Genomic DNA, 22,281 nt, shown 5'->3' with positions numbered 1-22,281 from the left:
TTTTTATAAGCGTTTGATATGAAATGATAACCGGCATATTTGAGATCAAGAGCCATTATTGATTACGTTCGCCGTGTTGGCTCCGCCCCCCTCATCCGGCTGCCGCCACCTTCTCCCCGATGGGGAGAAGAGGGAAAGAGCCGCAGCGCCTGTTGTTTCCTCGCCCCAGCGGGGAGAGGTCCGCCGAGCATAGCGGAGGCGGGGTGAGGGGGCGAGCGGGCGCTTACGTTTACTCAGCGCGAGGATATCCTTGCCCGTCGGTGCAAAGGGGCTGAACCGGCTGTGAATGCGATTGCTTTGCGCCAATGGCGGAAGCATTTTGGCCAACCATGTCAGACGGTACAATTTTGTCACCAACGGTTGAAGCTTTGCCAATGGGCCTTCTCAAAGGGAAGCTCAAGGCCGACATCACTATAGAGGGTTATTGGAGGTTCCGCGCACCGGCGACTTCTCCAGCGCCGTATCAATCGATAGATAATCCTCATGATTTTCTCCAAAACCTGTTAGGTTCCGTCAATGATCACGGGAGTTTGCGGGAAATGAAAACAAAGTCTGATCATGCTTATCATGATGAATTTCGATGGATGCGTCGTGGAATACCATCGTGGTCGATCCTGTTATCATTCGTCGAGGTCGTACAGTCTGGAAGTGTAACGAAGACGGCAGCTCGGCTTCATTTGACGCAAAGCGCCGTTAGCCACCATATTTCTCAGTTGGAGGGCTTTGTTGAGCAACGACTGTTCGAGCGGTCGGGTAAAACCATGAAACCAACGGCGAACGCGCGAGCGCTTGCCTTCCAGCTGCAAAGTCAGCTTCGCGGTGTCTCAGACGCATTGGAAGTCGCCCGCCCGCAGTCCCGGCATAATGATTTGCATGTGGTCGTTGCTCCCGAGCTTTATCGCTATTGGCTTGCCCGTCGGCTTGACGCCTTCTTGGCATTGCATCCGGAAATTTCGCTTCGGCTTAGCCAAGACTATCGACGCGATGTTTTTTCCGATGGAGGTGCAGACGTCCAGATTCGCTTGGCTCAACCTGTGCAAGGTCAAGGCGGGTTTGCGCTCTCCGCCGACGAGGAATTTGCAGTGTGTTCACCGAAGCTTTCCGAACGACTTCCCCCGCGAAACGCTTTTGCCGCCGCTCCGTTTTTAACTCATGCGGACGCCTATCACACCAGGCTGGATTGGCGACGCTGGATGCTGGAACTCTTCGGCATCGAAGGCGCAGATTGGATTTCCGAATATCTTGCGAAAATGGTGGTCTTCCCCACGTTCGATGAGATGTTAGAGGCGTGTCGGCGGGGAGAAGGCTTTGCTCTGGTGCGGTCCATACTTGCGGTCGATGAAATCTCCTCTGGCCAATTGGTTAAAGCCGTCACCGAAAGTCTTTCCGCGGAAATGAACTACCATGTGGTCTATCCAAGCAACGGAACCCTCCATCCACCAGCAGTGCTTTTTGTAAAGTGGTTGCACGGTCAGACGCAGGCATTCTGAGTGCTGGATGCAAGGCTATCGCGTCGTAGCTCGCAAGGCATAAGGTAATTTAGAATCGAGAAACTAGGGGATCTTGGCTGTTAAGCGCCGATACTGTTGAAAAACTCCAGCAGGCGGCTTTTCCTTCGGGCTCACTGAAATAATATTGCGCATGCCACGCTCCCCAGCACGTCAGACGCAAAGTGGTTTCATCTGTCCCGCACCGTCATAAAACTATACCTGACGATCCGGGAAAGGCGCCCCCTTACCGCTGCTCAGGGGAGTTTTTCAACAGTATCCGCCAGAAGCGGACACTAGACAATCCGGAGAATGTTCTCGATATACGGTTCGAGTTAGTTCAATCTTGGAGGCTCTATGGGGCTCGATCTAGTTGTAGAAGGCTGCGCGAAAGCCGGGCACGAAGTGGAGTGGCGGCGGCTAATCGAGCGAGTGTTTGCAAACGACGAATTGTCGGACGCGGATATTGCCCGGTTCAACGAGATCAGCACTCCTGCCTACGAAAATGTTGGCGCACCGCGTGTCGGGTACGATGCCGCAGCAGATGCTTGGATCATCAAGGCGCAACAAGCGCAAACATCCGATGAGATCGCGCAAACCTTGATGCAGTTCCATGGACACTATGTTCTGCAACTCGTTGAATGCGATGGCCTTCCGGTCTATTCGAATGCGGGCTCCTATGATGGTGTGGACGAGACGAGTTTCAGGGGATCATTCCTGGAGGATTGTACAAATGTGATCAGCGATGAAATGCTGGCAGAGGCATGGGAACACAAGCTCCCCGGGGCAGCGCTCGACTACGGGCGAGCGCTGCTGGAAGCTGCACATGCAGCCGAAACATCGCCGCGGGAAAAGCGCAAAAGTCTGCTCTCCCGTCTATCCTTCTCCAAGCCAGCCGCGACCCTCCCATTGCAAGAACAAATGGACATCGTACGTGCCGCTGGGCAATGGTTCATGTTCTGGGGCGAACGCGGCCATCCGATCAGAGCTTATTTCTGAGTTCGCCAAACATATGACGGATGCCGATGGCAATATCTTAAATGACTCTCTGTCCGCTTTGGGCCGGAAGTGGACGAGACCTGAACGCATGTTCGAACCTTATCAGGCCAAGCCGCCAGCCATCGCCGTTTTCTCTGACCATTGACCTGCCCACTCTTTGCTTGCGCGCATTTCCGATCACAAAACCGCATCGCACTTCTGCAGAAAATGCTGTAACCGGAATGCGCTATGAACAAAGCTCTCGTCGTTATCTTCGCCACCGTCGCTCTTGATGCGGTTGGGTTTGGCCTCATCTTTCCCATTTTGCCGGCTTTGTTGCGGGAGGTGACGCATATCCAGAATGTGGCGCCCTATATTGGTCTGTTGGTGGCGCTTCATGCTGTTATTCAGTTTATCTTTGCGCCGATCCTGGGATCGCTCAGTGATCGGCTTGGTCGTCGTCCGATCCTGTTGATTTCGCTGGCGGGGGCGTCGGTCAATTATCTGTTTCTCGCTTTTGCCGACAATCTCTGGCTGCTGCTGCTGGGTCGCGCCATTACCGGGTTGACCAGCGCGAACATGTCGGTGGCGACGGCCTATGTGACGGATATTTCGCGGGAAGATCAGCGGGCGCGGCGTTTTGGGCTGTTTAATGCGATGTTTGGCCTGGGCTTTATCTTCGGCCCAATTATCGGCGGGGCGCTGGGGGATTATTGGCTGCGGCTGCCCTTCATTGCCGCCGCCGTGCTGAATGGCGGCAATCTGCTGCTGGCGTTTTTCGTGCTGCCGGAATCCCGCATTCCGACGCGGGAGAAGATCCATCTGGCGGCCATCAATCCGCTGCGGCCTTTGAAATGGGCGTTGTCGCTGAAAAACCTGCTGCCGATGGTCATCCTGTTTTTCATCTTCAGCCTGACGGGTGAAGCCTATGCCACCTGCTGGGCGCTGTGGGGTGGCGATGCGTTTCAGTGGAACGGGCTGTGGATCGGCCTGTCGCTCGGCGCGTTCGGCATCTGTCAGGCGCTTGCCCAGACCTTTCTTCCCGGCCCGGCGGTCAAGCTGTTTGGCGAACGGATCGCCATTCTGATCGGCGTTTCCAGCGCCTGCCTTTCGTTGACCGTCATTGCCTTTGCAACCGAAAGCTGGATGGTGTTTGCGATCATGCCGGTTTTTTCCCTGAGCGGCATCGGCGTTCCGGCCCTGCAATCGCTCGCAACCGCCCAGGTCGATGCGGATAAGCAAGGCCAATTCCAGGGCGTGCTGGCTTCCGCCCTCAGCCTCGCCGCCATTATCGGCCCCCTGATGTTTTCAAGCGTTTACTTTTTCATCCGGGACTATTGGCCGGGCGGCATCTGGATGGCGGTCATTGCCGTTTATGCTATCAGCGTCCCCTTGGTTCTGGGCCTGCGTCTCAAGGCTAAAACCAGCGGGAAGGCCGTTTAGCCCGACCTTCCAGCCGGGCTAAACACGCTCGTCATTTGCATATCAGGCGGCCTTGATGCCCTGAGCCGCAATCCCTTGCGTAACCACGACCGGGATCAGCAGATCGCCCCAGTTACCGTCGCCACCATGGTGGCGGGCGGAGCGGACCAGCTCGACGGAAACACCGGCCTCGACGGCTTTCATGACGGAATGGTTCAGCCGATGCAGATCATTGGCCAGCATCCGAATCAGCGCCTGCTGGTCGGCATTCATGGCGGTTGCCTGTTCTTCGGCACGTTCTTTAACGCGGGTCTGGGGTGTCATGGCATTGCTCCTCTTATGTCTGGGGTTTTTGAAAGGCCTGGAGGTTTTTAAGAGTTTGCCCCGCCCGAGACCGGGCGGGAATTGCGATAAAGGCAGCGGTCAATTTTCGACCGACCAAGGCGGTGGATATCAGCAGGGCAACGGCCCAAAACTCATTCAGCAGCAGGGCGGAACTGGTCATGTTCGGTCGACTCCTTCATGGCCGTGGTTGAGGACGTGCCGCCGGAAATCGCCATGGAAACCGCGTCGAAATAACCGGTGCCGACTTCGCGCTGATGCTTGGTGGCGGTGTAGCCATTGGCTTCTGCGGCGAATTCCGCCTGTTGCAGCTCGGAATAGGCGGACATCTGCCGATCCTTGTAGCCGCGCGCCAGCTCAAACATGCCGTAGTTCAGCTGATGGAAGCCGGCCAGGGTGATGAACTGGAACTTGTAGCCCATGGCGCCCAGTTCCTTCTGGTACTTGGCAATCGTCGCGTCATCGAGGTTCTTTTTCCAGTTGAACGATGGCGAGCAATTATAGGCTAGCTTCTTGCCTGGATGCACTTTATGCACGGCCTCCGCGAATTTGCGGGCCTGTTCCAGATCCGGCTTGGAGGTCTCCATCCAGATCAGATCGCAATAGGGCGCATAGGAAATGGCGCGGGCAATGCAGGGCTCGATGCCGTTTCGTACCTGGTAAAAGCCTTCGGCGGTGCGGCCCGCATCATAGTCCACAAAGGGCTGGTCGCGCTCGTCGATATCAGAGGTCAACAGCTTGGCGGCCTCCGCATCGGTGCGGGCAATGATCAGCGTTGGCGTGCCCATCACGTCAGCGGCAAGCCGGGCGGCGGTCAGGTTGCGGATATGCGCAGCGGTCGGGATCAACACCTTGCCGCCCAAATGGCCGCATTTCTTCTCCGACGCCAACTGGTCCTCATAATGGACGCCCGCCGCACCTGCCTCGATAAAGGCCTTCATGATCTCGAAAGCATTGAGCGGCCCGCCAAAACCTGCCTCGGCATCGGCAACAATCGGCGCAAACCAGGTTTCGACCGACAGGCCCTTGCCTTCCTGAGTTTCGATCTGGTCGGCCCGTTGCAGGGTCTTGTTGATCCGCTTGGCCAGTTCCGGGGCCGCATTGGCGGGGTAGAGCGATTGGTCGGGATACATGGAGGACGCGGTATTGGCATCCGCCGCAACCTGCCAGCCGGAAAGGTAGATCGCCTTCAACCCGGCGCGGACCATCTGCATGGCCTGATTGCCCGACAGCGCCCCCAGCGCATTGACGAAATCCTCCTGGCCGATCAGCTGCCACAACCGGTTCGCCCCCATTTCCGCCAGCGAATAGCGGATCTCCACGGAGCCACGCAGCCGCTTGACATCCTCTGCCGAATAGGTCCGCTCAACGCCATCGAAACGGCCTTGTGGCGCGGAGGGAACGAGTTTGTAAAAATCAGTCATGGCAGTCTCCTCTTGTCGTTTTCATGCAGGAATACCGCGCTCCTCTTGCTGCTTTCCTGCTGGTCTGATGTGACTTGTTTTACAATGCGCTGCAAAAAATCCCAAGAAAAAACGATAAAACAACGAATTGAAAGAGGTTAGGATGTCTTGTTGTTTACAAATGAGCGATGTAATATTGTAAAAATTGTAAATCACCGGTTTGATGCGTCGAGGCGTAAATTTTGTAAATTCCTGTCGGAGGGGCTGACATGGCCGACCACAAGATCTTTGCGGGACCACGGGTGCGGCGGGTGCGTAATGGCCTTGGCCTGACCCAGACGGCGATGGCCGAGGCGTTGGGGATTTCGCCGTCCTACCTCAATCTGATCGAGCGCAACCAGCGACCGCTTACCGTACAATTGCTGCTGAAACTGGCCTCGGTCTACAAGGTTGATCTGGAGGAATTACAGGGCGATGCGGGCGGTGGCTCGGTGCCGCTGCGCGAAGTGTTTGCCGATCCGCTGCTGGTGGGCGAAATTCCCGGCGATCAGGAGTTGATTGAGTTTGCCGAGGCGGCCCCCAATGCCGCCAGCGGCGTGGTCAAGCTTTACCGCGCCTACCGGGAACAGGCCAAGCGCTTGTCGGACCTTGCCGAATTGCTGGCCCGCGAGGGCCATGAAACGGCGCTGGCCGGGGCGCGGCTGCCGATGGATGAAGTGCGCGACGTGCTGGAGCGCCGCAGCCTGCATTTTCCCCTGATCGAGGCGGCAGCGGAAGCCTTTCATGCGGCGCTCGATCCGGGCGATGGGCTGGAAGCAGCGCTGAAAACCTGGCTGCGCACCCAACACGGCATTGTCGTGCGGGCGCTGCCCGTGCATGTCATGCCGCATCTCGGACGCCGCTACGACCGCCATTCCATGCGGCTGTTCCTGTCGGAACGGCTGTCGCCGTTCGACCAATTGCGGGAAATGGCCATGGAAGCCTGTCTTCTTGTGATGGGTGAAGAAATACGCGCCGAGTTAGAAACCCTGGCCCTGACCTCGAACGAAGCAGGCCGCATCGCCCGGTTTGAACTGGCGCGCTACGCCGCCCACGCGTTGATCATGCCCTACGGTGCTTTTCTGGCAGCGGCGCAGCGGGCGCGCTATGACGTGGACGTGCTGCGCGCCCGGTTCCGGGTGTCATTCGAGCAGGCAGCGTCACGGCTGGTCACATTGCAGAGGCCGGGCGCTGCGGGCATCGGCTTTTTCCTGATGGAAATCGATCATGCTGGCAATATCATCCGCCGGGCCGGGGCTCAGGGCTTTCCCCGCGCCACGTTCGGCGGCCAATGTCCGAAGCTGAACATTCATGCGGCCTTTTCAGAGCCCGGGCAGGTTCTGGTCGAGCCGGTGGTTGCCCCAGATGGCGCCGGTTTTCTCACCGTGTCGCGCACGCTGGAAGGGCCACAGGCTGGCTTTCAGCAGCGGGTCCGCCGGACAGCCCTGCTGATTGGCTGCGATCTCGCTCACGCACAGGACACCGTCTATGGCGAGGCGCGGATGGCACCGGTGGGGATCGGTCAGGCCTGCCGGATCTGCGAGCGGCAGGCCTGTCTTTCCAGGGCCGAACCGCCAATGACCCGGCCACTGGGACTGGACGAAATGACGGCGGGATTAAGCGCCTTCGATTTCCAGTAAAACAAGTCTTTGCTGTGCTGCGGAAAATTACGCTTGTCGCCCGCATTTTTCCTTTCTAGTCTGGTGAAAAATAATGGGAACGTCGGGCCGTGTCCCCCAACGGCCTGGAAACAGGAGACGTGATGACATCCACCGGGATTCGCTTTGCTGCCGCCGCCTTTGCGGCCATGTCCATCACTGCATCGACGGGCGCGCTGCCTGCCGGTGCTGCCGACCGGGAAGTGCATGTCTACAATTGGTCGGACTATATCGATCCGCAGATTCTTGAGGATTTTACCAAGGAGACCGGCATCAAGGTCGTCTATGACGTCTTTGACAACAATGACCTGTTGGAAACCAAGCTTTTGGCCGGTGGTTCCGGCTATGATGTGGTGGTGCCGACCGGTCCGTTCCTGGCCCGGCAGATCCAGGCAGGCGTATTCCAGAAGCTCGACAAGTCGAAACTGCCGAACCTTACCAATATGTGGCCGATGGTCATGGAGCGGCTCGCCAATTACGACCCCGGCAACCAATATGCCGTCAACTATATGTGGGGCACCACAGGCATTGGTTACAATGTCAAAAAGATCAAGGCGATCTTCGGCGATGACGTCAAGGTCGATAGCTGGGACTTCATCTTCAAACCGGAAAACGCCAAGAAGTTGAAGCAATGCGGCCTGAACATCCTTGATGCTTCGGATGAAACCTTCGCCATTGCCATGAACTACATCGGCAAACCGGCTGACAGCAAGAAAACAGCCGATCTGGAAGCAGGCGCCAAGGTCTACCAGGCGATCCGGCCCAACGCCAAGACCTTCAACTCCTCCTCCTACCTGAATGATCTCGCCAATGGCGACATCTGCGCCACCATCGGCTGGTCCGGCGATGTGATCCAGGCCAAGAAGCGGGCGGAAGAGGCCAAGAATGGGGTGGAAATCGCCTATGTGATCCCCGAGGAAGGAACCTATATGTGGTTCGACAACCTGGCGATCCCGGCTGATGCCAAGAATGTCGAGGAAGCCCATGCCTTCATCAATTATCTGATGAAGCCGGAGGTGATCGCCAAGGCGTCTGATTTCGTTTCCTATGCCAATGGCAATCTGGCCTCGCAAAAAATGGTCAGCGCCGATGTGCTCAACAATCCCTCCGTCTATCCCGACGAGGCGACCATGAAGCGACTGTTCACCATCTCGCCTTACGATCCCAAATCACAGCGCGTCCTGAACCGGCTCTGGACCCAGATCAAGACCGGCAAGTAAACGAGATGAAGCGGGGCAGAAATGCCCCGTTTTCTATTGATGGGATGCAGCAAAAGCACCGCTGAACCTTGCAAAACAAGAGGTAGGCGGGAAAGGGGACCGATGGCGAAGACTCTGGGGCCGGTGAAACGCAAATTCGCACCGTGGACGGAGCGGGGGCAATTGCCCTTCATCCGGTTTGAAAATGTCACTAAACGCTTTGGACCGTTCACGGCGGTCGATAACCTCACCCTCAACATTTACGAGCGGGAATTTTTCTCGCTGCTGGGGCCATCGGGCTGCGGCAAGACCACGCTGATGCGGATGCTGGCCGGTTTCGAGGAGCCGACCGAGGGGCGCATCCTGTTGCAGGGCCGCGATCTCGCCGGTGTGCCACCCTATCGTCGTCCGACCAATATGATGTTCCAGTCCTATGCGTTGTTTCCGCATATGTCGGTGGAAAAGAACATCGCCTTCGGTCTGGAACAGGACAATCTGCCCAAGGCCGAAATCAAGGCGCGGGTCGAGGAAATGCTGAAACTGGTCAAGCTGGAGGAGTTTGCCAGGCGAAAGCCCAATCAGCTTTCCGGCGGCCAGCGCCAGCGCGTTGCCCTGGCGCGGTCGCTCGCCAAACGCCCGAAAGTGCTGCTGCTGGACGAGCCGCTTGGCGCGCTGGACCGCAAGCTGCGCGAGGAAACCCAGTTCGAACTGATGGATATCCAGACAGAGCTTGGCCTGACATTCCTGATCGTTACCCATGACCAGGAAGAGGCGATGACGGTGTCGGACCGGATCGCTGTGATGGATAAGGGCGAAATCGTCCAGGTGGCGACACCCGCCGAAATCTATGAGGCGCCGAATTGCCGTTACGTGGCGGATTTCATCGGTGACATCAATATCGTCGAGGGCCGGTTGCTGCGAAGCGATAGCGCTGGCGGCCCTGTGGCCATTGCCTGTGACGGCTTCACCAGCATCGTCGATCAGCCCTGCGATCTCGCTGACGGCGCCGAGGTTGCCTTTGCCATCCGCCCGGAAAAGGTTCGTATCTCCATCGACCCGCCCGCCGATACCAGCGTCAATGCGCTTTCCGGTGAGGTCTGGGATATCGGCTATCTCGGCGATTTTTCGGTGTTCATCATCCGGCGCGAGGATGGCTTTACCTTCCGGGCAGCGCAGGCCAATGTCGCGCGCCTGGTAGACCGGCCGATCACGTTCGGCGATCAGGTCTGGTTTTCCTGGACGCCGGATGCCGGCCTGTTGTTGACGAGGTAGCGCCATGGCCGAGCCCGCAACCCTTCCACAAGCCGTTCCTCCGGCACTTCCCCCAACGCTTTCGAAGGCAAGCCGTGCTCGCTGGTTGATTGTCGTCCTCCCCTACCTCTGGCTGGCTTTGTTCTTCCTGGCGCCGTTCTTCATCATCGTGAAGATCGCTCTGTCGGATACGGCCATCGCCATGCCGCCCTATACGCCGGTTTTTCAGGGCTTTTCGCAGCTGGGCGATTTCCTGTCACAGCTAGATTTCGAGAATTTCCAGATCCTCGGTGAGGATCCGCTCTATATCGAATCCTATCTGTCGTCGCTGAGGATCGCGGCGATCTCCACCCTGCTGCTGCTGTTGATCGGCTACCCGATGGCGCTGGCCATGGCACGCGCCAAGGCGGAGCTTCGCCCAACCCTTGTGATGATGGTGATCCTGCCGTTCTGGACCTCCTTCCTGATCCGCGTCTATGCCTGGATCGGCATCCTGAAGCCGGAAGGGCTTTTGACGCTGCTGCTGCAAAGCCTGCATATCTACGGTCCCGACCAGCAGGTGCATATTTACCAGACCGACATCGCCGTCTTTATCGGCATCGTCTATTCCTACCTGCCCTTCATGGTCCTGCCGCTCTATTCGGCTCTGGAGAAGATGGATGGCAGCCTGCTGGAAGCGGCAAGCGATCTCGGTTGCCCGCCGATGACGGCCTTCTGGCGGATTACCTTTCCGCTGTCCCTGCCTGGGGTGATTGCCGGTTCAATGATCTGCTTCATTCCGATCACAGGGGAATTCGTCATTCCCGACCTGCTGGGGGGGGCCGATACGTTGATGATCGGCAAGACCATGTGGACGGAGTTTTTCGGCAATCGAGACTGGCCAGTGGCCTCCGCCGTCGCAATCGTGCTGCTGCTTCTGCTTGTGGTGCCGATCATGATTTTCCAGAACCAGCAAAGCAAAGTGTGAGGGACCGTCATGAAATCTGGCCGTTTCGATCCTGTTTTTCTCACTTTCGGTTTCGCTTTTCTCTATGTGCCGATCCTGATCCTGGTGATTTTCTCGTTCAACGCGTCGAAGCTGGTGACTGTCTGGGGCGGGTTTTCGCTGCGCTGGTACCAGGAGATCTGGCAGAATGACAGCCTGATGGATGCCGCCTGGGTCACGCTCCGGGTTGGCCTCATCTCAGCCAGCCTTGGCACCGTGCTTGGCACCATGGCGGCGCTGGCGCTGGTGCGGTTCGGGCGGTTTCGTGGCCGTATGCTGTTTTCCGGCATGGTTTATGCGCCGCTGGTCATGCCCGATGTCATCACCGGCCTGTCGCTGCTTTTGCTGTTCGTTGCGCTGAATGTCGATCGCGGCTTGATGACCATTACGCTGGCCCATACCAGCTTTACCATGTGCTATGTGGCCATCGTCGTGCAATCGCGGCTGGTGACGTTTGATCGCAGCCTGGAAGAGGCGGCGCTCGATCTGGGCTGCCCGCCGGTCAAGACCTTTTTCCGCATCACCTTGCCGCTAATCCTGCCAGCCGTGGTTTCCGGCTGGATGCTGGCCTTTACTCTGTCGCTCGACGATCTGGTGATTGCCAGCTTCACCACCGGGCCGGGCGCGACCACCCTGCCGATCAAGATCTATTCGCAGGTGCGGTTGGGTGTGACCCCGGAAATCAACGCGGTCTGCACCATATTGATTGCCGTGGTGACGCTCGGTGTCATCATTGGCTCTATCGGCACCAAGCGGCGGGAATTGCAGCGCCAGCGCGATGAGCACATTGCCGCTGCCGGGCGGTGAATGCCAAAGGTCAGGGCTTGGCAACTGAATTGGCTGGGGGACTTGTTGGAGAACTGGCCGGCGAAACAATCAGATCCGGCCATGAACCGCCAACAAACAATTGCAGCGGAGCGAATGCGCCGGCATAGGACGTGCCGGGGCGAACCTCTGCCGACAAAGCCAGACCCTTGAAGCCGTAAGGAACCACGCCGGTAAAGGATGTGGAGTGTACGCTGCCCTGCAATTCGCCCTTGCCGATATTGATGCTGCCATTGCCAAGTGTGGCCGACAGCGTCAGGCTGTCAAAGGGCAGTTCACCTTTTCCTGCATCCTGAAGGCGGAAAAAACGCTGCTCTGCCGCCTTTTGCCGGACACCATCCGGGTTGACGCCGGTAATCTTCCCCGGTCCGGCGGTCATGTCCAGCGTGCCGGTAACATCGTCAGGACGGGTTTCCCACAGCGCCCGATTGGTCGTTGCCGACAGCGTCAGGGTGCCGGGGCCAAGCGGCAGAGGTCCATTTAACGCCAATTTGCTTTCAATATCGGATAGATCGGCATTGGTCAGCGAAAGATCCAGGTGGCCGCCCTCATCGAAATTGCCGTTCTTGCCCTCCAGATGCGCGACAAGCGTGCCATCGGCAAGGGTGCTGTCGGCAATGTCGAACACCGCGGTGCCATCGGTGGCCAGAATGCTGGCCCCCAGGTCGGAAAGGGTGAAGGGCGCATACGTGGCCTTGCGGGCTGACAGTGTCAGGTCGAATTCCAGCCAGTCCAGCAGCCCGCTTTTTCCTTCATTCGTGTCGGCGTCAGGAGCCGATAGCGAAAAGGCGCCGAGAACGGTTGGAATGTCCATCTGCTCGAAGGCCAGCGTACCGCTGAGCTTCGGCTTGCCGCTCTTCGCCTGGGCCATTTCCATTAGGCCGGTAGCGCTGGTATCGTTGGCGGTAAAGGACAGGCTGTCCAGCCGGATCTTGTCGGCTTCCGCCGTCACGGTCGCTTCGACCGAGACCGTGTGCAGGGCTTCGGTGCCGGGCAGCGTCGCCCCTGTCCAGGCAAGAAGCCCTGGGACGTCGGAAATCGCAAGCGATAGATCGCCGGAAGCGAACCGGGCCGGCGCCAGTCCGGTCTTGCCCCTGAACGTCCCTTTAAGCGCGGGGGCAGTCAGCGAAAAATCCGCCTGCGCGATGCCGCCGCCGAGCAGCAGCAGGGGCTGGCGCGAGGAAAAATCCAGCCGGGTGGCCACCCCACCGATCATCATATTGGCGGTGCCGTCAACCGGCGCCGACATGACCGGCCAGAACAGGTGGGAAAATATGCTATCGATCACCACCCGTCGCCGCAGCGACTGATCCTCGATGTCGATCCGGCCGTTTTCGACGGTAATCGAACCGATCCTGGCGTCATAGTTCTTCTCAAGACTCTGGCCGCCCCCAGCATTTTCCTGGGCATGGCTGATCGCATCCGAGAGCAGGCCTTTTCCAGCCCAATCCAGATGCCCCCGAGCGTCGCGGCGCATGGAGATATGCGGTCGCACCAGATAGAAATCGTCGAATGCCGGATTGCCCATCACCGCCTTGATCAGGCCGAACGAGGCCGAGAGCACGTCGATATGAGCAAGCACCCGCTTTGTTGCACCGGCCGCATCGGTGGATTTTCCAGAGCTGTGGCTGATGTCATGCTCATGGGCGGTAATGGTCACATCGGGCAGGGTAATGCGCGGCTCAGGCCAGAATTGCAGGCTGGGCGTTCCTGCGATCTCCACGTCATGGCCGCTCCAGCGGCTGATGGCTTTTTCGATGCTGCCGCGCACCAGGCTGCTGGACACGATATAGGGAGCCGCCAGCCGGGACACGACGAAAATGCAAAGCGTCGCGACTGCGATGAAGATCACCGTCCGCGCCAGCCTGCGTCCGCGCCAGCGCCGCGATGCCGACCATTTGCGTTTTGAACCCAGCGTCACAGGAGGCCTTTCAGATCTGGTGCGAAGACATATATCAACGCCGACCGTTTCGACAGAGCAAAGCGCTTTTCCTTGCAATTTCAACAGGTGCGCCGCAAGCTCTCTATCGACCTGCTGTTGCCGATCATCCCGCAAGAACCCTTGGAGAAGGGAAGGTGATTTCCACCAGCGTACCTTCGTTCGGTGTCGATTGAATGGCAAAGCTGGCGCGGTTGGCATCCACCATGGCCTTGGTCAGCGGCAGTCCAAGACCGGTGCCGTCGCCGCGCAACCGGGCGCCGCCGGGAGACACTTGCCGGAACGGCTTCATGGCCTGTTCCAGTTCCGCCCGCGTCATGCCGATCCCGGTATCGCGGATGCGTAGGGTTACGCTGCCATTCGGCTCGTAATTGGTGGAAACGATGATCTGCCCACCTGATGGCGTGAACCGGATGGCGTTCGACAGGATGTTGAGCACGATCTGCTTGATCGACCGCATGTCGGCCACGACATTCGGCACCGATTGCGACAGCGCCGTGCGGATGATCACGCGCTGGCCGTTTGCCTGCGGCTGGACGATGGCGACGGCTTCCGACACCGTCTCGTTCAAGCCGACCGCGATGAAGTCGAGATCCATTTCGCCCGCCTCGATCTTGGAAATATCCAGGAGATCGTTGACGATATCCAGCACATGCCGGCCAGAACGGCCGATATCGGCGGCATATTCAGCGTAGCGACCATGGCCAATCGACCCGAAGCGCTCATCCGCCATGATATCGGCAAAGCCGATAATGGCATTCAGCGGCGTGCGGATTTCATGGCTGACCCGTGCCAGGAAGTCGGTCTTATGGGCATTGGCGGTCTCGGCGGCGCGTTTTGCGCTGCGCAACTCCTCTTCCGTGCGCTTCCATTGGGTGATGTCGCGGATGACAGCGCAAAAGCCGTTGGAAGAGGAGAGGCGACCAATGGTCATGAACAGCGGAATGAAGCCGCCGGAGGATTCCCGGCCGATCACTTCGCGTCCGTCGTTGAGTACGCTGGCAACGCCATGGCCGGTCAGCCCGCCCAGATAATCGAGGATCGCCCGCTGGCTCTCATGGGCAAACAGCGTCACGAAGGGCTTACCGCGAATATCGTCTTCGTCATAGTTGAACAGCGCACTTGCCGCGCCGTTCACCGTGCGGATCTCGCCATCGGTGCTGATAGTCACCACGCCATCGGTTGCCGTTTCCAGGATGGAGCGCAGCTCCTCCACCTCGATGCGCAGGCCGGTATGCTCCACCGCATCAAGCCGGGTCGGATGGTCCAATCCAGGCTGTGAGCTGTCACCCGCATCGGAAACCGGACGAAGCGTATGGTCCGCAATGACCGCCTCGGCAGGCTTTGCCGGAGCCTGCGGCACCAGCGCCAGCAGCAAGGCGCTTGCCTCCTCCCAGCGGATCGATTGCAGCCGTGCCGAGACCGGCACCAACACATCATCGGCCCTGACCACGACGAGCCTGCCATCCCGGCGTGCGTCGTCCGGCCCAGGCTGATCGTCTTGCGGATTGTCGCCTTGCACCCTGTCGTCGCGCTGTAAAAGCGCGTCCAGCCCACCGGACTGAGCCAATGCGTCGAGATCGGCATAGCCGGTCAGCGCCAGGAATTCCGGATTGGCATGGATCAGGGTATCACCGCGATGAGCGAGCAATGCCACGGGCAGCATGTCCAGCACATCGGGCGAAAACACCACATCGCGCGGCGGACGTGGCAGAAGAGCGCCAGGTACGGATGCGACCGGCAGGATCATCTCGTCCGCAGCGTTTTTTCCATCCTCCGCGTCATCGTTTGTATTGGCGGAAACATCGTCAATAGCCGAGGGAGCAGGGAAATCGACGACGGTCTCAGCGGCAGAGTCCTGTTCCTGGTCGGAAACCTCGTCAGCCGGCTGGTCGCCATCTTTGGCGCTTTTTGACTCGTCGCTTACCTCTGCATTGACCTCTTCACTGGCCTGCGATGCAGATAGATCGGTGGCCGGATCTGGTTTTGTGTTGTCATTTTCAGGCAGGCTGTCGCGCTCGGCACGCGGCGAAGGCACTGTTGTATCCGCCGCTTCGGTCGGCGCATGGTCGGCGTCAGCATCAGACGTCTGCTTTTCGGCATTTGCTGCGGCAACAGGCGATGGGTTTTGGTCTTCGACAGTGGCTTTGTCGTCACGCCCCGTGTCGTTATGCCCCTTCGTGGACGATAGATCGCGGCTGCCGTCAGCGGATTTTGCGCCGAGTGCGTCCAATCTGCGGGCAATTTCCTGAAAGGTCGCATGTTCGGCGGGGCTCAAGCCTTCGCGGCCGAAATGGCGAGGCTTGAGTTGAACGATGTTTTCCGCCTGAGGAAGGGGGGCTGGAGCGCTGATGACCAAGGCCGGCACCTCTTCCCGTTCCGGCGCCTGTTCTTCCACCCGTTCTGGCGCAGGGATGGTATCAGCCTTTTCGACCTCCGCCGGAGCGGCGGGGGCATCGTCACGCATGTCTTCATGAGGATCGGCTTGCGCCGCTTGCTCGGTCGTGCCGGTCTGATCGTGTGGGGCGCTTAAGGTCAGTCCCACCTTGTCGGTATCTTCGATGCAATCGGCCAGCCGCACGACGCCAAAGCCCCGGAAGCCATCAAAATCGCGATTGCGGGTATAGGTCGGCAAGGCGGCCAGATCGACCGGCACTTTCAAGCTGGTGCCTTCAATCGGCCAGTAGATCGTCTTGCCGGACCAGGTGTCGCGCTTTTTCAGCAATTCGACGATTTTGCCATCGGGATCGAGATTGAACAGGGCCGCCAGATCGGCAAAGGTCTGGCCCTCGATGGCCGCCGACCGCGGGCCGACCGCCTTGGCAAATTCCGGCGAGACTTCGCTGAAACAGCCGAGTGCATCGACCTTCCACACGAACCGCGCCGCCCGCATGGTCGGTGCGAAGGCGAAATCTTCCTGGGTGTTCTCCTGTTGCCGCGCGGCCTGTCCGCTGGCGGTTTCCCGCAATTCGGGCGGTTCTTCCGCAGAATGCGGCGCGGAGTCCGTCTCGCCCTCTTCGTCCTGCTCAAAAGCGTCAGAGGAGGATGTGCTGGTCTCGGCTTCGCTCTCCTCAGACTGATCAGCGGGGTCAAATGCAGCGGCGATGGCCGCGGGTTCTGCGGGTTCCTCTAGGTTGGTATCGTCCTCGGCTTCGATCTCATCCTGTTCGACATCGGCATGTAGATCCGAATCTGGCAGATCCGCGCTGGTTTGACGATCCTCGGTCAATGTCGCGTCGGACGTGGCAGGAGGCTGTTCCGCTTCCGGGTGGCTTTCCTCAGGAACTGACAGTTCTTCAGGCAAGGGCTCCTCTTCAGGCAAGTCCTCGTCTTCAGGCGCGGGCTCGCCAATGGCATGATCGTCCGGCTGCGGGCTCAGCGCATCTGCCTGGGACAGGTCTTCCGGCTCAGGTTCCAACTCGTGGATGCTGCCCAGGGCTTCGACCACATCCTCGAAAGTCTCTGGGGGCTTTGTTTCTTCGGACTTGGCTTCCTCCTGCTCGGCCTCTTCAACCTCAACAGCGATTGTATCTGCGGCTGGAAAAGTCTCAGACGGGGGAGGCTCAGCAGCGGCCACCGCTGGCTCTATCGAAACCTGCGGTTCGTGGACCTGTGGAGCGGTTACAGAAGCCGGGGTGGGCTGCTCCTCAGTAAACCCATCCGACGCATCCAGCGTACCCAGCAGGGTTTCCACTGCAAACAGCAGGAACATTGCGGGGTCGTCGGCAATTCTGCCCAGCGCAGCTGGCAGGTTGCCGCGTGCTGTCGGAATAGGCCGCTTCATCAGGCCGCCGGGCTGGACTTGCGCCATCTGCACGATGGTTTCAATGGTGCGTGGCGTAATGCCGAGCCGGTCGAAATTGCCGGATGCACGGATCACTGCGCCCTTGCTGTCCAGAAGAGCCATATGGGTATCAGGGTCCTCGAAGCCGCGCAGCAATGCTTCGCTGCGGGCCGAGGCGTCCCGGTAGCTGACCGGCATGGAAAACAGGATGACCACTTCGCCGGGGCGGATCTCCAGCCGTTCCAGCTGGGCTTCGACCGGCACAAGACGAAAGCCCGAACCGGCCCGCACCACCAAACGGCGCGCTTCGCCCGTTGTCTTTAACTGCCGGGCCATGGCGGCGATCTGCCGGAAGGTGACATCCTGGCGCGGTGGTCCCTGGTCGAGGAAATCGTAAACCGAGGCCGTTCCGAAGAAACCCGCTCCGGCGCCATTGGCCCAAAGCACCCGCTCCAGATCCAGTGAAAACAGCGCAAGCGCATCTCCACGCGCAAACCTGGCCCTGACCGCGCTGTGCACGGCGATATCAATAAAAGGGTACTGGATAGCGGGCATGGTCAACCTGTCGAGCTTTTTCGCCGGCACTGTTCTGAATTAACAGATTTTTAATAACTTCGCACCCCCTCCGGGTCCAGCGGAGAGCGCCTCTATCGCCAAACAGGGTTAATGTGAGCAATTATTTTATTGTGCGTTGCAACATAATATTGCAACGCACAATAAGTCCTGCTATATAGCCTCTATCGAAAAACACCGGGCTGCAAGCTTAAGGCGACCAGAGGCAGCCCCTTCCAAGGAGTTCCATCATGGCTACCAATTCGAAATCCACCCCTTTCTCTGCTGCTGCCTTCGACCCTGCAAAGATTTCCGACAGCCTGCGCGACTTCACCGAGAAGGGCGCTGCTCAGTCCAAGGAAGCCTATGCCAAGATGAAGACCGCTGCCGAAGACGCCACCAAGACGGTTGAAGCCACGTTGCAGAGCGCCCAGAGCGGCAGCATGGAACTTGGCCTCAAGGCAATCGACGCCCTGCGCACCAATGCCGAGCTGTCCCTATCGCACATGGAAGCCCTGATGGGCGTCAAGTCTGTTGCTGAGCTGGTCGAATTGCAGACCGCGTTCATCCGCAAGCAGGCTGAAGTCACCGTCGAGCAGGCCAAGGCCATGCAGGAAACCGTCAAGAAGGTTGCCGAAACCGTGGCAAAGCCCGGCAAGGAAGCCGCTGAAAAGGCAATGTCCAGCTTCAAGGTCTCCTGATCTTTTCGGTCAGATATTGATGAAGATGAGAGGGTCGGTTCGTCCGGCCCTTTTTATTGCCGTCGCCGCCAGTGATCTGTAAATAAATGGGGAAGCGTAAAAAGGGGCTTGAAAAATTCTCCCACGCCCCGTATGTGACCCCTCGAAAGCGCTAGCGCTTGATGTGCGGTTGTAGCTCAGTTGGTTAGAGCGCAGGTTTGTGGCACCTGAGGTCGGAGGTTCGAGACCCCCCAACCGTACCATTTCTTCCACAATATTTTCAGATCAGCTGCTTGCGAACCGTTTGTTCGGTTTCGTTTTGAATATTACATCTGTCCCGTCACCAGATAATACACCCCCGCGACCACGATAAGCCCGCCCAGCGCGCGGACCACCATGCCGTTATAGAGCCGGCCCAGCCCGTAGCCGATGGCGATGCCGAGGATGTGGATCATGCCGGTGGCGACGACGAAGCCGACGGTGTAGGCGGCGGGGTCGGTGGCGTTGGGGGCCATTTTGCCATGGGGATAGCCATGGAACAGCGCAAACAGCGTGATGATCGAAAGCGAGGCGAATTCGGGGGCTTTCCAGTTGGCGGCGATGGCAGCACCCAGTGCCAGTAGCGAGAGCGCTATGCCGCCGGAAATCAACGGGTCGGGAATGTCGGCCAACATACCAATCACGCCGCCGATGCACATGATCAGCGGGAAGGTGGCGGGCAGGGTCCAGACAGAGCGGCCACCCATCTGTGCGCCCCAGAGACCGACCGCCAGCATCGCCAGGAAGTGATCGGCGCCCAGCAGCGGATGCTCGAACCCGCTGCCGAAGCCGCCCATCGGGCCACCTAGCACATGGGCAAAGGCCGGTGCGGCGCTGCCTGCAAAGCCCAGCAAGGCGATCATCAGGCGCAAGGGTAATCCGTTGATCACCCTGAAACGTCTCAGAAAATACTCTTGGAAATGGCCCGGGATTTTCCTTGGATGAAATGCGGTCATTGTCGCTTTGCCCTTGCCGTTTTTCTCGAAGACTTTTTGGAAGCCGTTTTTTGGAAGCCCGTTTTTGGGAAGATTGGCCTATAACTGTAAAATATGGGGTATAAGTGACGCCCTGGGCACTGACAACGTCCGGCTGTTATCGTCGAAGCTTTCTTTCTGGCTTGATCAGGTGCAAACAGGTTCCATGCATTTCGCGACCACAATTTGGTCGCAGAAACAGTCTGCATAAGGTGGCAGCCAAAGGCAGAGCAGGACAGAAAAGCAGGGCAGCCATTCAATTCGGGAGATCGGATATGCGGGAAAACTTTAAACGTCAGATCGTCGGCGCAGGGCGGCTTGCCTCTGTTGCATTGCTTGTCGCCTTGATGCCGGGCATTGCCGAGGCGCATATCGTCCAGGGCGGTGCCGGTGGGTTCCTGCAAGGCTTCGAACATCCCCTGTCGGGTGCCGATCATCTTCTGGCGATGTTTTCCGTCGGTCTCTGGGGCGCGCAACTGGGTGGCCGCAATGTCTGGGCGCTGCCAATCACCTTTCCGCTGATCATGGTCCTGGGTGGCATTCTCGGCATTGCCGGTGTGCCGCTGCCGGCGATTGAAACCGGAATCGCGCTCTCCATCGTCGTGCTGGGCGCAGCGATTGCGCTGGTCTGGCGGCCGCCGGAATGGCTGGCGCTGACGGTTATCGGCCTGTTTGCCATCTGCCACGGCTATGCGCACGGCGCCGAATTGCCAATTGCCGCCGATCCCGCCGATTTTGCCATCGGCTTCGTGATTGCCACCGGCCTGATCCATCTTGCTGGTATTGCCGTCGGGCTTGGTGTGTCGCGGGCCTTGGGAGAGCGCATGGTTCGTATTCCCGGCGGGTTGATCGCCATCGGCGGCCTTTATTTCCTTGTAACCTGATGGCAAAGCCGGGCGGACCCCTTGCTCGATATCTGCCGGTGGGCCTCGCCATTCTGGCATTGCTTGGGGCAATCGGGATATGCGCCTCGGCAGTGTGGACCTGGCTTGACCAGGAGACGCTGGACCATTGGCTGCTATCGACCACGTTTACCATTGAACGCCTGCTGCCCTTGATCGGCACAGGCTTCATTCTGGGGCAATTGCCGAGACGGCGATTGCCGCTGGCTCTGCTGGTGCTGGTGGCGGCCCTTGTCGCCGGTTTTGTCTGGCGCGATATGTGGATGCAGCTTCTGGCGCCTTTGCCCGCAGCGCCCAGCCATTTCTTTCTGGTTGGCCCCTTGGCCTGTCTGTTGGCGGGCGCAATTCTGGTCTTACCATTTCCGCTGCGGTTCTGGTCCGGTCTGGCGCTGTTGCCGGTGCTTGGGATCGCTCTTTCGCTGGCGATCTCTTTTTCCGATCCAAGCCTGCATGACCGGCTCTATCTGCCCTTGGCGCTGTCTGCCGCGCTTTGGCTGTTGCTGGTGTCCGGTCTTGTTGCTGGTATCGTCACTGCCGCCTGGACCAGGATTGCCTCGCGAGTTTATGGCAGCTGGTTGCTTGCCATCGGCATGCTGTACGGCGGTGCTTACATGGCCTCGAAACAGACCACACTCACCCCGCCGCCCTTCGTGGAACCTCCTGCTGCCAGCGATGATTTTTCAGGTTTTGAGCCCCTGTTCAAATCCCTGGACCGCTATGGTCCCCAGAGACCGGTGCTGGGGCCGGATTCGGGTGAGGGGAGGTTGCCATGAGCCGTTTGCCACTTGCCTTTCGCCGCAAGACCGCGCTTGCAGCCACGCTGACTTTCAGTCTGCTGTCTGCCTTTCCGGTGCTGGCGCATCCAGACATCGCCATCACGCTGAGGGTGCTGTTCGATATGCATCATGGGGTGTTGACGGGGGTCGGTGAAAGCTGGTCCTTCGATGCGGCCTATAGCCGTGTTCTGCTGGATCGCTATGACCGCGACCGCAACAGCCAGTTTACCGCCGAGGAGGCCTCGGCCCTGCGCGACAAGCTGATTGCCGATCTTGGCCGCAAGCGGTTTTTCACCGAATTGTCGGTGGATGGCAGGCAGGCGGCGCGGTTGCAGCCGGTGGGCTTTACCGCTGAGATCCATGGGAATGTCGTGACTGTCACCTTTGCTTTCAGCCTGGCCGGACCGGTGGATCTGCGCGGCAAAAGCCTTGATCTGGAGGTCAAGGACAAGGACTATGTCGCCGCTTTCCGTCTGGCCGAGGCCGGTGGGCTTCAGATTCGCGGCGATGGTGGCCAGTGCCGGACCAGCCGTGCGCCAAACCCGGCCCATGCCTATTTTGCCGGGCTGGTTGTGCCGGAGCGGATAACCCTGACCTGTGATCCGTCTCTATGATTGAAGTAGCGTGGTCACAAACTGCGGATTACCGGAAATTGTATTGCTGACGGTGCAGATCTCATGCTCGGCCCTGTCGGCAATGGCCTTGCGGGTCTCGTCATCAATCTCGCCCTTGATGGTCAGGGTGATGTCGAAACGCTCAACCCGAGACAGGCCTGCCTTGGCCTTTTCACCCGTCACTTTGGCGGTAATTTCGCTGATCCTGTCCATCACTCCCATTTCGCTGGCGGCAAGGCGCGCACTGATCGTCAGGCAACCGGCCAGCGAGGCGTAGAGCAGGTCCAGCGGGTTGAAGCCCGGTTGTGACGGGCCGGTGACGATGGCCAGCTCACCGCCGGTGGCCGAGGTGATTTGCGGAAAACCGGTGCGACCGATTACGGCGGTGGCGCCCACCGGGCGGGTTTTCATCTTGATCTCGGCCATGATGCT

General features: G+C 59.0%; 18 protein-coding genes and 1 tRNA gene. 13 read left to right on the top strand and 6 right to left on the bottom strand.

From position 1 onward, the window contains the following. Positions 1-329 precede the first annotated feature (329 nt). The 3 genes from H1Y61_RS16315 (at position 330) to H1Y61_RS16305 (ending at position 3,908) form a co-directional block, all read left to right on the top strand. Positions 330-1,490, top strand: a complete 1,161-nt coding sequence (locus H1Y61_RS16315) for a LysR family transcriptional regulator (protein WP_174110053.1) — start codon at positions 330-332, stop codon at positions 1,488-1,490. 354 nt (positions 1,491-1,844) lie between these two features. Beyond that, a complete protein-coding gene (locus tag H1Y61_RS16310; protein WP_174110054.1) occupies positions 1,845-2,486 on the top strand; it encodes a hypothetical protein in 642 nt (213 codons plus the stop codon). A 228-nt stretch (positions 2,487-2,714) separates the two neighbouring features. Continuing rightward, the gene (locus H1Y61_RS16305; RefSeq protein WP_180573220.1) at positions 2,715-3,908 is read left to right on the top strand and encodes a TCR/Tet family MFS transporter; all 1,194 of its coding nucleotides are present in this window, start codon (positions 2,715-2,717) and stop codon (positions 3,906-3,908) included. 42 nt (positions 3,909-3,950) lie between these two features. On the opposite strand, the gene H1Y61_RS16300 is transcribed toward H1Y61_RS16305, so the two are convergent. Both H1Y61_RS16300 and aceA read right to left on the bottom strand, forming a co-directional pair. Next, positions 3,951-4,211 (bottom strand): SMc00767 family acetate metabolism repressor, encoded by a 261-nt coding sequence (locus tag H1Y61_RS16300; protein ID WP_060719226.1) that lies wholly within the window; start codon positions 4,209-4,211, stop codon positions 3,951-3,953. A gap of 152 nt (positions 4,212-4,363) precedes the next feature. Further along, positions 4,364-5,653, bottom strand: coding sequence for an isocitrate lyase (gene aceA / locus H1Y61_RS16295; RefSeq protein ID WP_156591783.1), 1,290 nt, complete (start codon positions 5,651-5,653; stop codon positions 4,364-4,366). 248 nt (positions 5,654-5,901) lie between these two features. Here aceA and H1Y61_RS16290 point away from each other — a divergent pair, with 248 nt between their 5' ends. From H1Y61_RS16290 to H1Y61_RS16270, 5 genes are all read left to right on the top strand, one after another. Then, a complete protein-coding gene (locus H1Y61_RS16290) occupies positions 5,902-7,311 on the top strand; it encodes a helix-turn-helix domain-containing protein (RefSeq protein WP_180573219.1) in 1,410 nt (469 codons plus the stop codon). 167 nt (positions 7,312-7,478) lie between these two features. Further along, positions 7,479-8,549, top strand: coding sequence for a polyamine ABC transporter substrate-binding protein (locus H1Y61_RS16285; RefSeq protein ID WP_235680904.1), 1,071 nt, complete (start codon positions 7,479-7,481; stop codon positions 8,547-8,549). A 102-nt stretch (positions 8,550-8,651) separates the two neighbouring features. Continuing rightward, the gene (locus H1Y61_RS16280) at positions 8,652-9,800 is read left to right on the top strand and encodes an ABC transporter ATP-binding protein (protein WP_180573217.1); all 1,149 of its coding nucleotides are present in this window, start codon (positions 8,652-8,654) and stop codon (positions 9,798-9,800) included. 4 nt (positions 9,801-9,804) lie between these two features. Continuing rightward, positions 9,805-10,746: an ABC transporter permease subunit gene (locus tag H1Y61_RS16275; RefSeq protein WP_235680775.1), complete on the top strand. Its 942-nt coding sequence runs from the start codon at positions 9,805-9,807 to the stop codon at positions 10,744-10,746. 9 nt (positions 10,747-10,755) lie between these two features. Further along, the gene (locus tag H1Y61_RS16270; protein WP_180573216.1) at positions 10,756-11,571 is read left to right on the top strand and encodes an ABC transporter permease; all 816 of its coding nucleotides are present in this window, start codon (positions 10,756-10,758) and stop codon (positions 11,569-11,571) included. 10 nt (positions 11,572-11,581) lie between these two features. Here H1Y61_RS16270 and H1Y61_RS16265 read toward each other — a convergent pair whose 3' ends face one another. Continuing rightward, complete coding sequence (locus H1Y61_RS16265) at positions 11,582-13,510, bottom strand: AsmA family protein (RefSeq protein WP_174110060.1); 1,929 nt, start codon at positions 13,508-13,510, stop codon at positions 11,582-11,584. Between the two features lie 124 nt (positions 13,511-13,634). Beyond that, positions 13,635-17,867 carry an ATP-binding protein gene (locus tag H1Y61_RS16260; protein ID WP_180573215.1) on the bottom strand — a complete coding sequence of 1,411 codons (4,233 nt, stop codon included), beginning with the start codon at positions 17,865-17,867 and terminating at the stop codon, positions 13,635-13,637. Positions 17,868-18,115: 248 nt separating this feature from the next. On the opposite strand from H1Y61_RS16260, the gene H1Y61_RS16255 reads away from it, so the two are divergent. Together H1Y61_RS16255 and H1Y61_RS16250 are read left to right on the top strand one after the other, a co-directional pair. Next, positions 18,116-18,565 (top strand): phasin, encoded by a 450-nt coding sequence (locus H1Y61_RS16255; RefSeq protein ID WP_015915010.1) that lies wholly within the window; start codon positions 18,116-18,118, stop codon positions 18,563-18,565. 165 nt (positions 18,566-18,730) lie between these two features. Continuing rightward, positions 18,731-18,807 (top strand) — tRNA-His (locus tag H1Y61_RS16250). 63 nt (positions 18,808-18,870) lie between these two features. Here H1Y61_RS16250 and H1Y61_RS16245 read toward each other — a convergent pair. Continuing rightward, positions 18,871-19,473 (bottom strand): HupE/UreJ family protein, encoded by a 603-nt coding sequence (locus H1Y61_RS16245; protein ID WP_322790777.1) that lies wholly within the window; start codon positions 19,471-19,473, stop codon positions 18,871-18,873. A 359-nt stretch (positions 19,474-19,832) separates the two neighbouring features. Here H1Y61_RS16245 and H1Y61_RS16240 point away from each other — a divergent pair, with 359 nt between their 5' ends. Genes H1Y61_RS16240 through H1Y61_RS16230 form a run of 3 tightly spaced genes read left to right on the top strand, consistent with a single transcriptional unit; the run spans position 19,833 to position 21,849 of the window. After that, on the top strand, positions 19,833-20,441 hold the full coding sequence (locus H1Y61_RS16240) for a HupE/UreJ family protein (RefSeq protein ID WP_180573213.1): 609 nt from the start codon (positions 19,833-19,835) through the stop codon (positions 20,439-20,441). Next, positions 20,441-21,232, top strand: coding sequence for a hypothetical protein (locus tag H1Y61_RS16235; RefSeq protein ID WP_180573212.1), 792 nt, complete (start codon positions 20,441-20,443; stop codon positions 21,230-21,232). The genes H1Y61_RS16240 and H1Y61_RS16235 overlap by 1 nt, the downstream gene beginning before the upstream one ends. Further along, on the top strand, positions 21,229-21,849 hold the full coding sequence (locus H1Y61_RS16230; RefSeq protein WP_180573211.1) for a DUF1007 family protein: 621 nt from the start codon (positions 21,229-21,231) through the stop codon (positions 21,847-21,849). Before H1Y61_RS16235 ends, H1Y61_RS16230 begins: the two co-directional genes overlap by 4 nt. Here H1Y61_RS16230 and H1Y61_RS16225 read toward each other — a convergent pair. Next, complete coding sequence (locus tag H1Y61_RS16225) at positions 21,844-22,275, bottom strand: OsmC family protein (protein ID WP_180573210.1); 432 nt, start codon at positions 22,273-22,275, stop codon at positions 21,844-21,846. The genes H1Y61_RS16230 and H1Y61_RS16225 overlap by 6 nt on opposite strands. Positions 22,276-22,281: the final 6 nt, after the last annotated feature.

The organism is Agrobacterium vitis (assembly GCF_013426735.1).
GTDB lineage: Bacteria > Pseudomonadota > Alphaproteobacteria > Rhizobiales > Rhizobiaceae > Allorhizobium > Allorhizobium vitis_D.
Note: the sequence above shows the minus strand (reverse complement) of the source record. Positions and strands in the feature narration are given on the sequence as shown.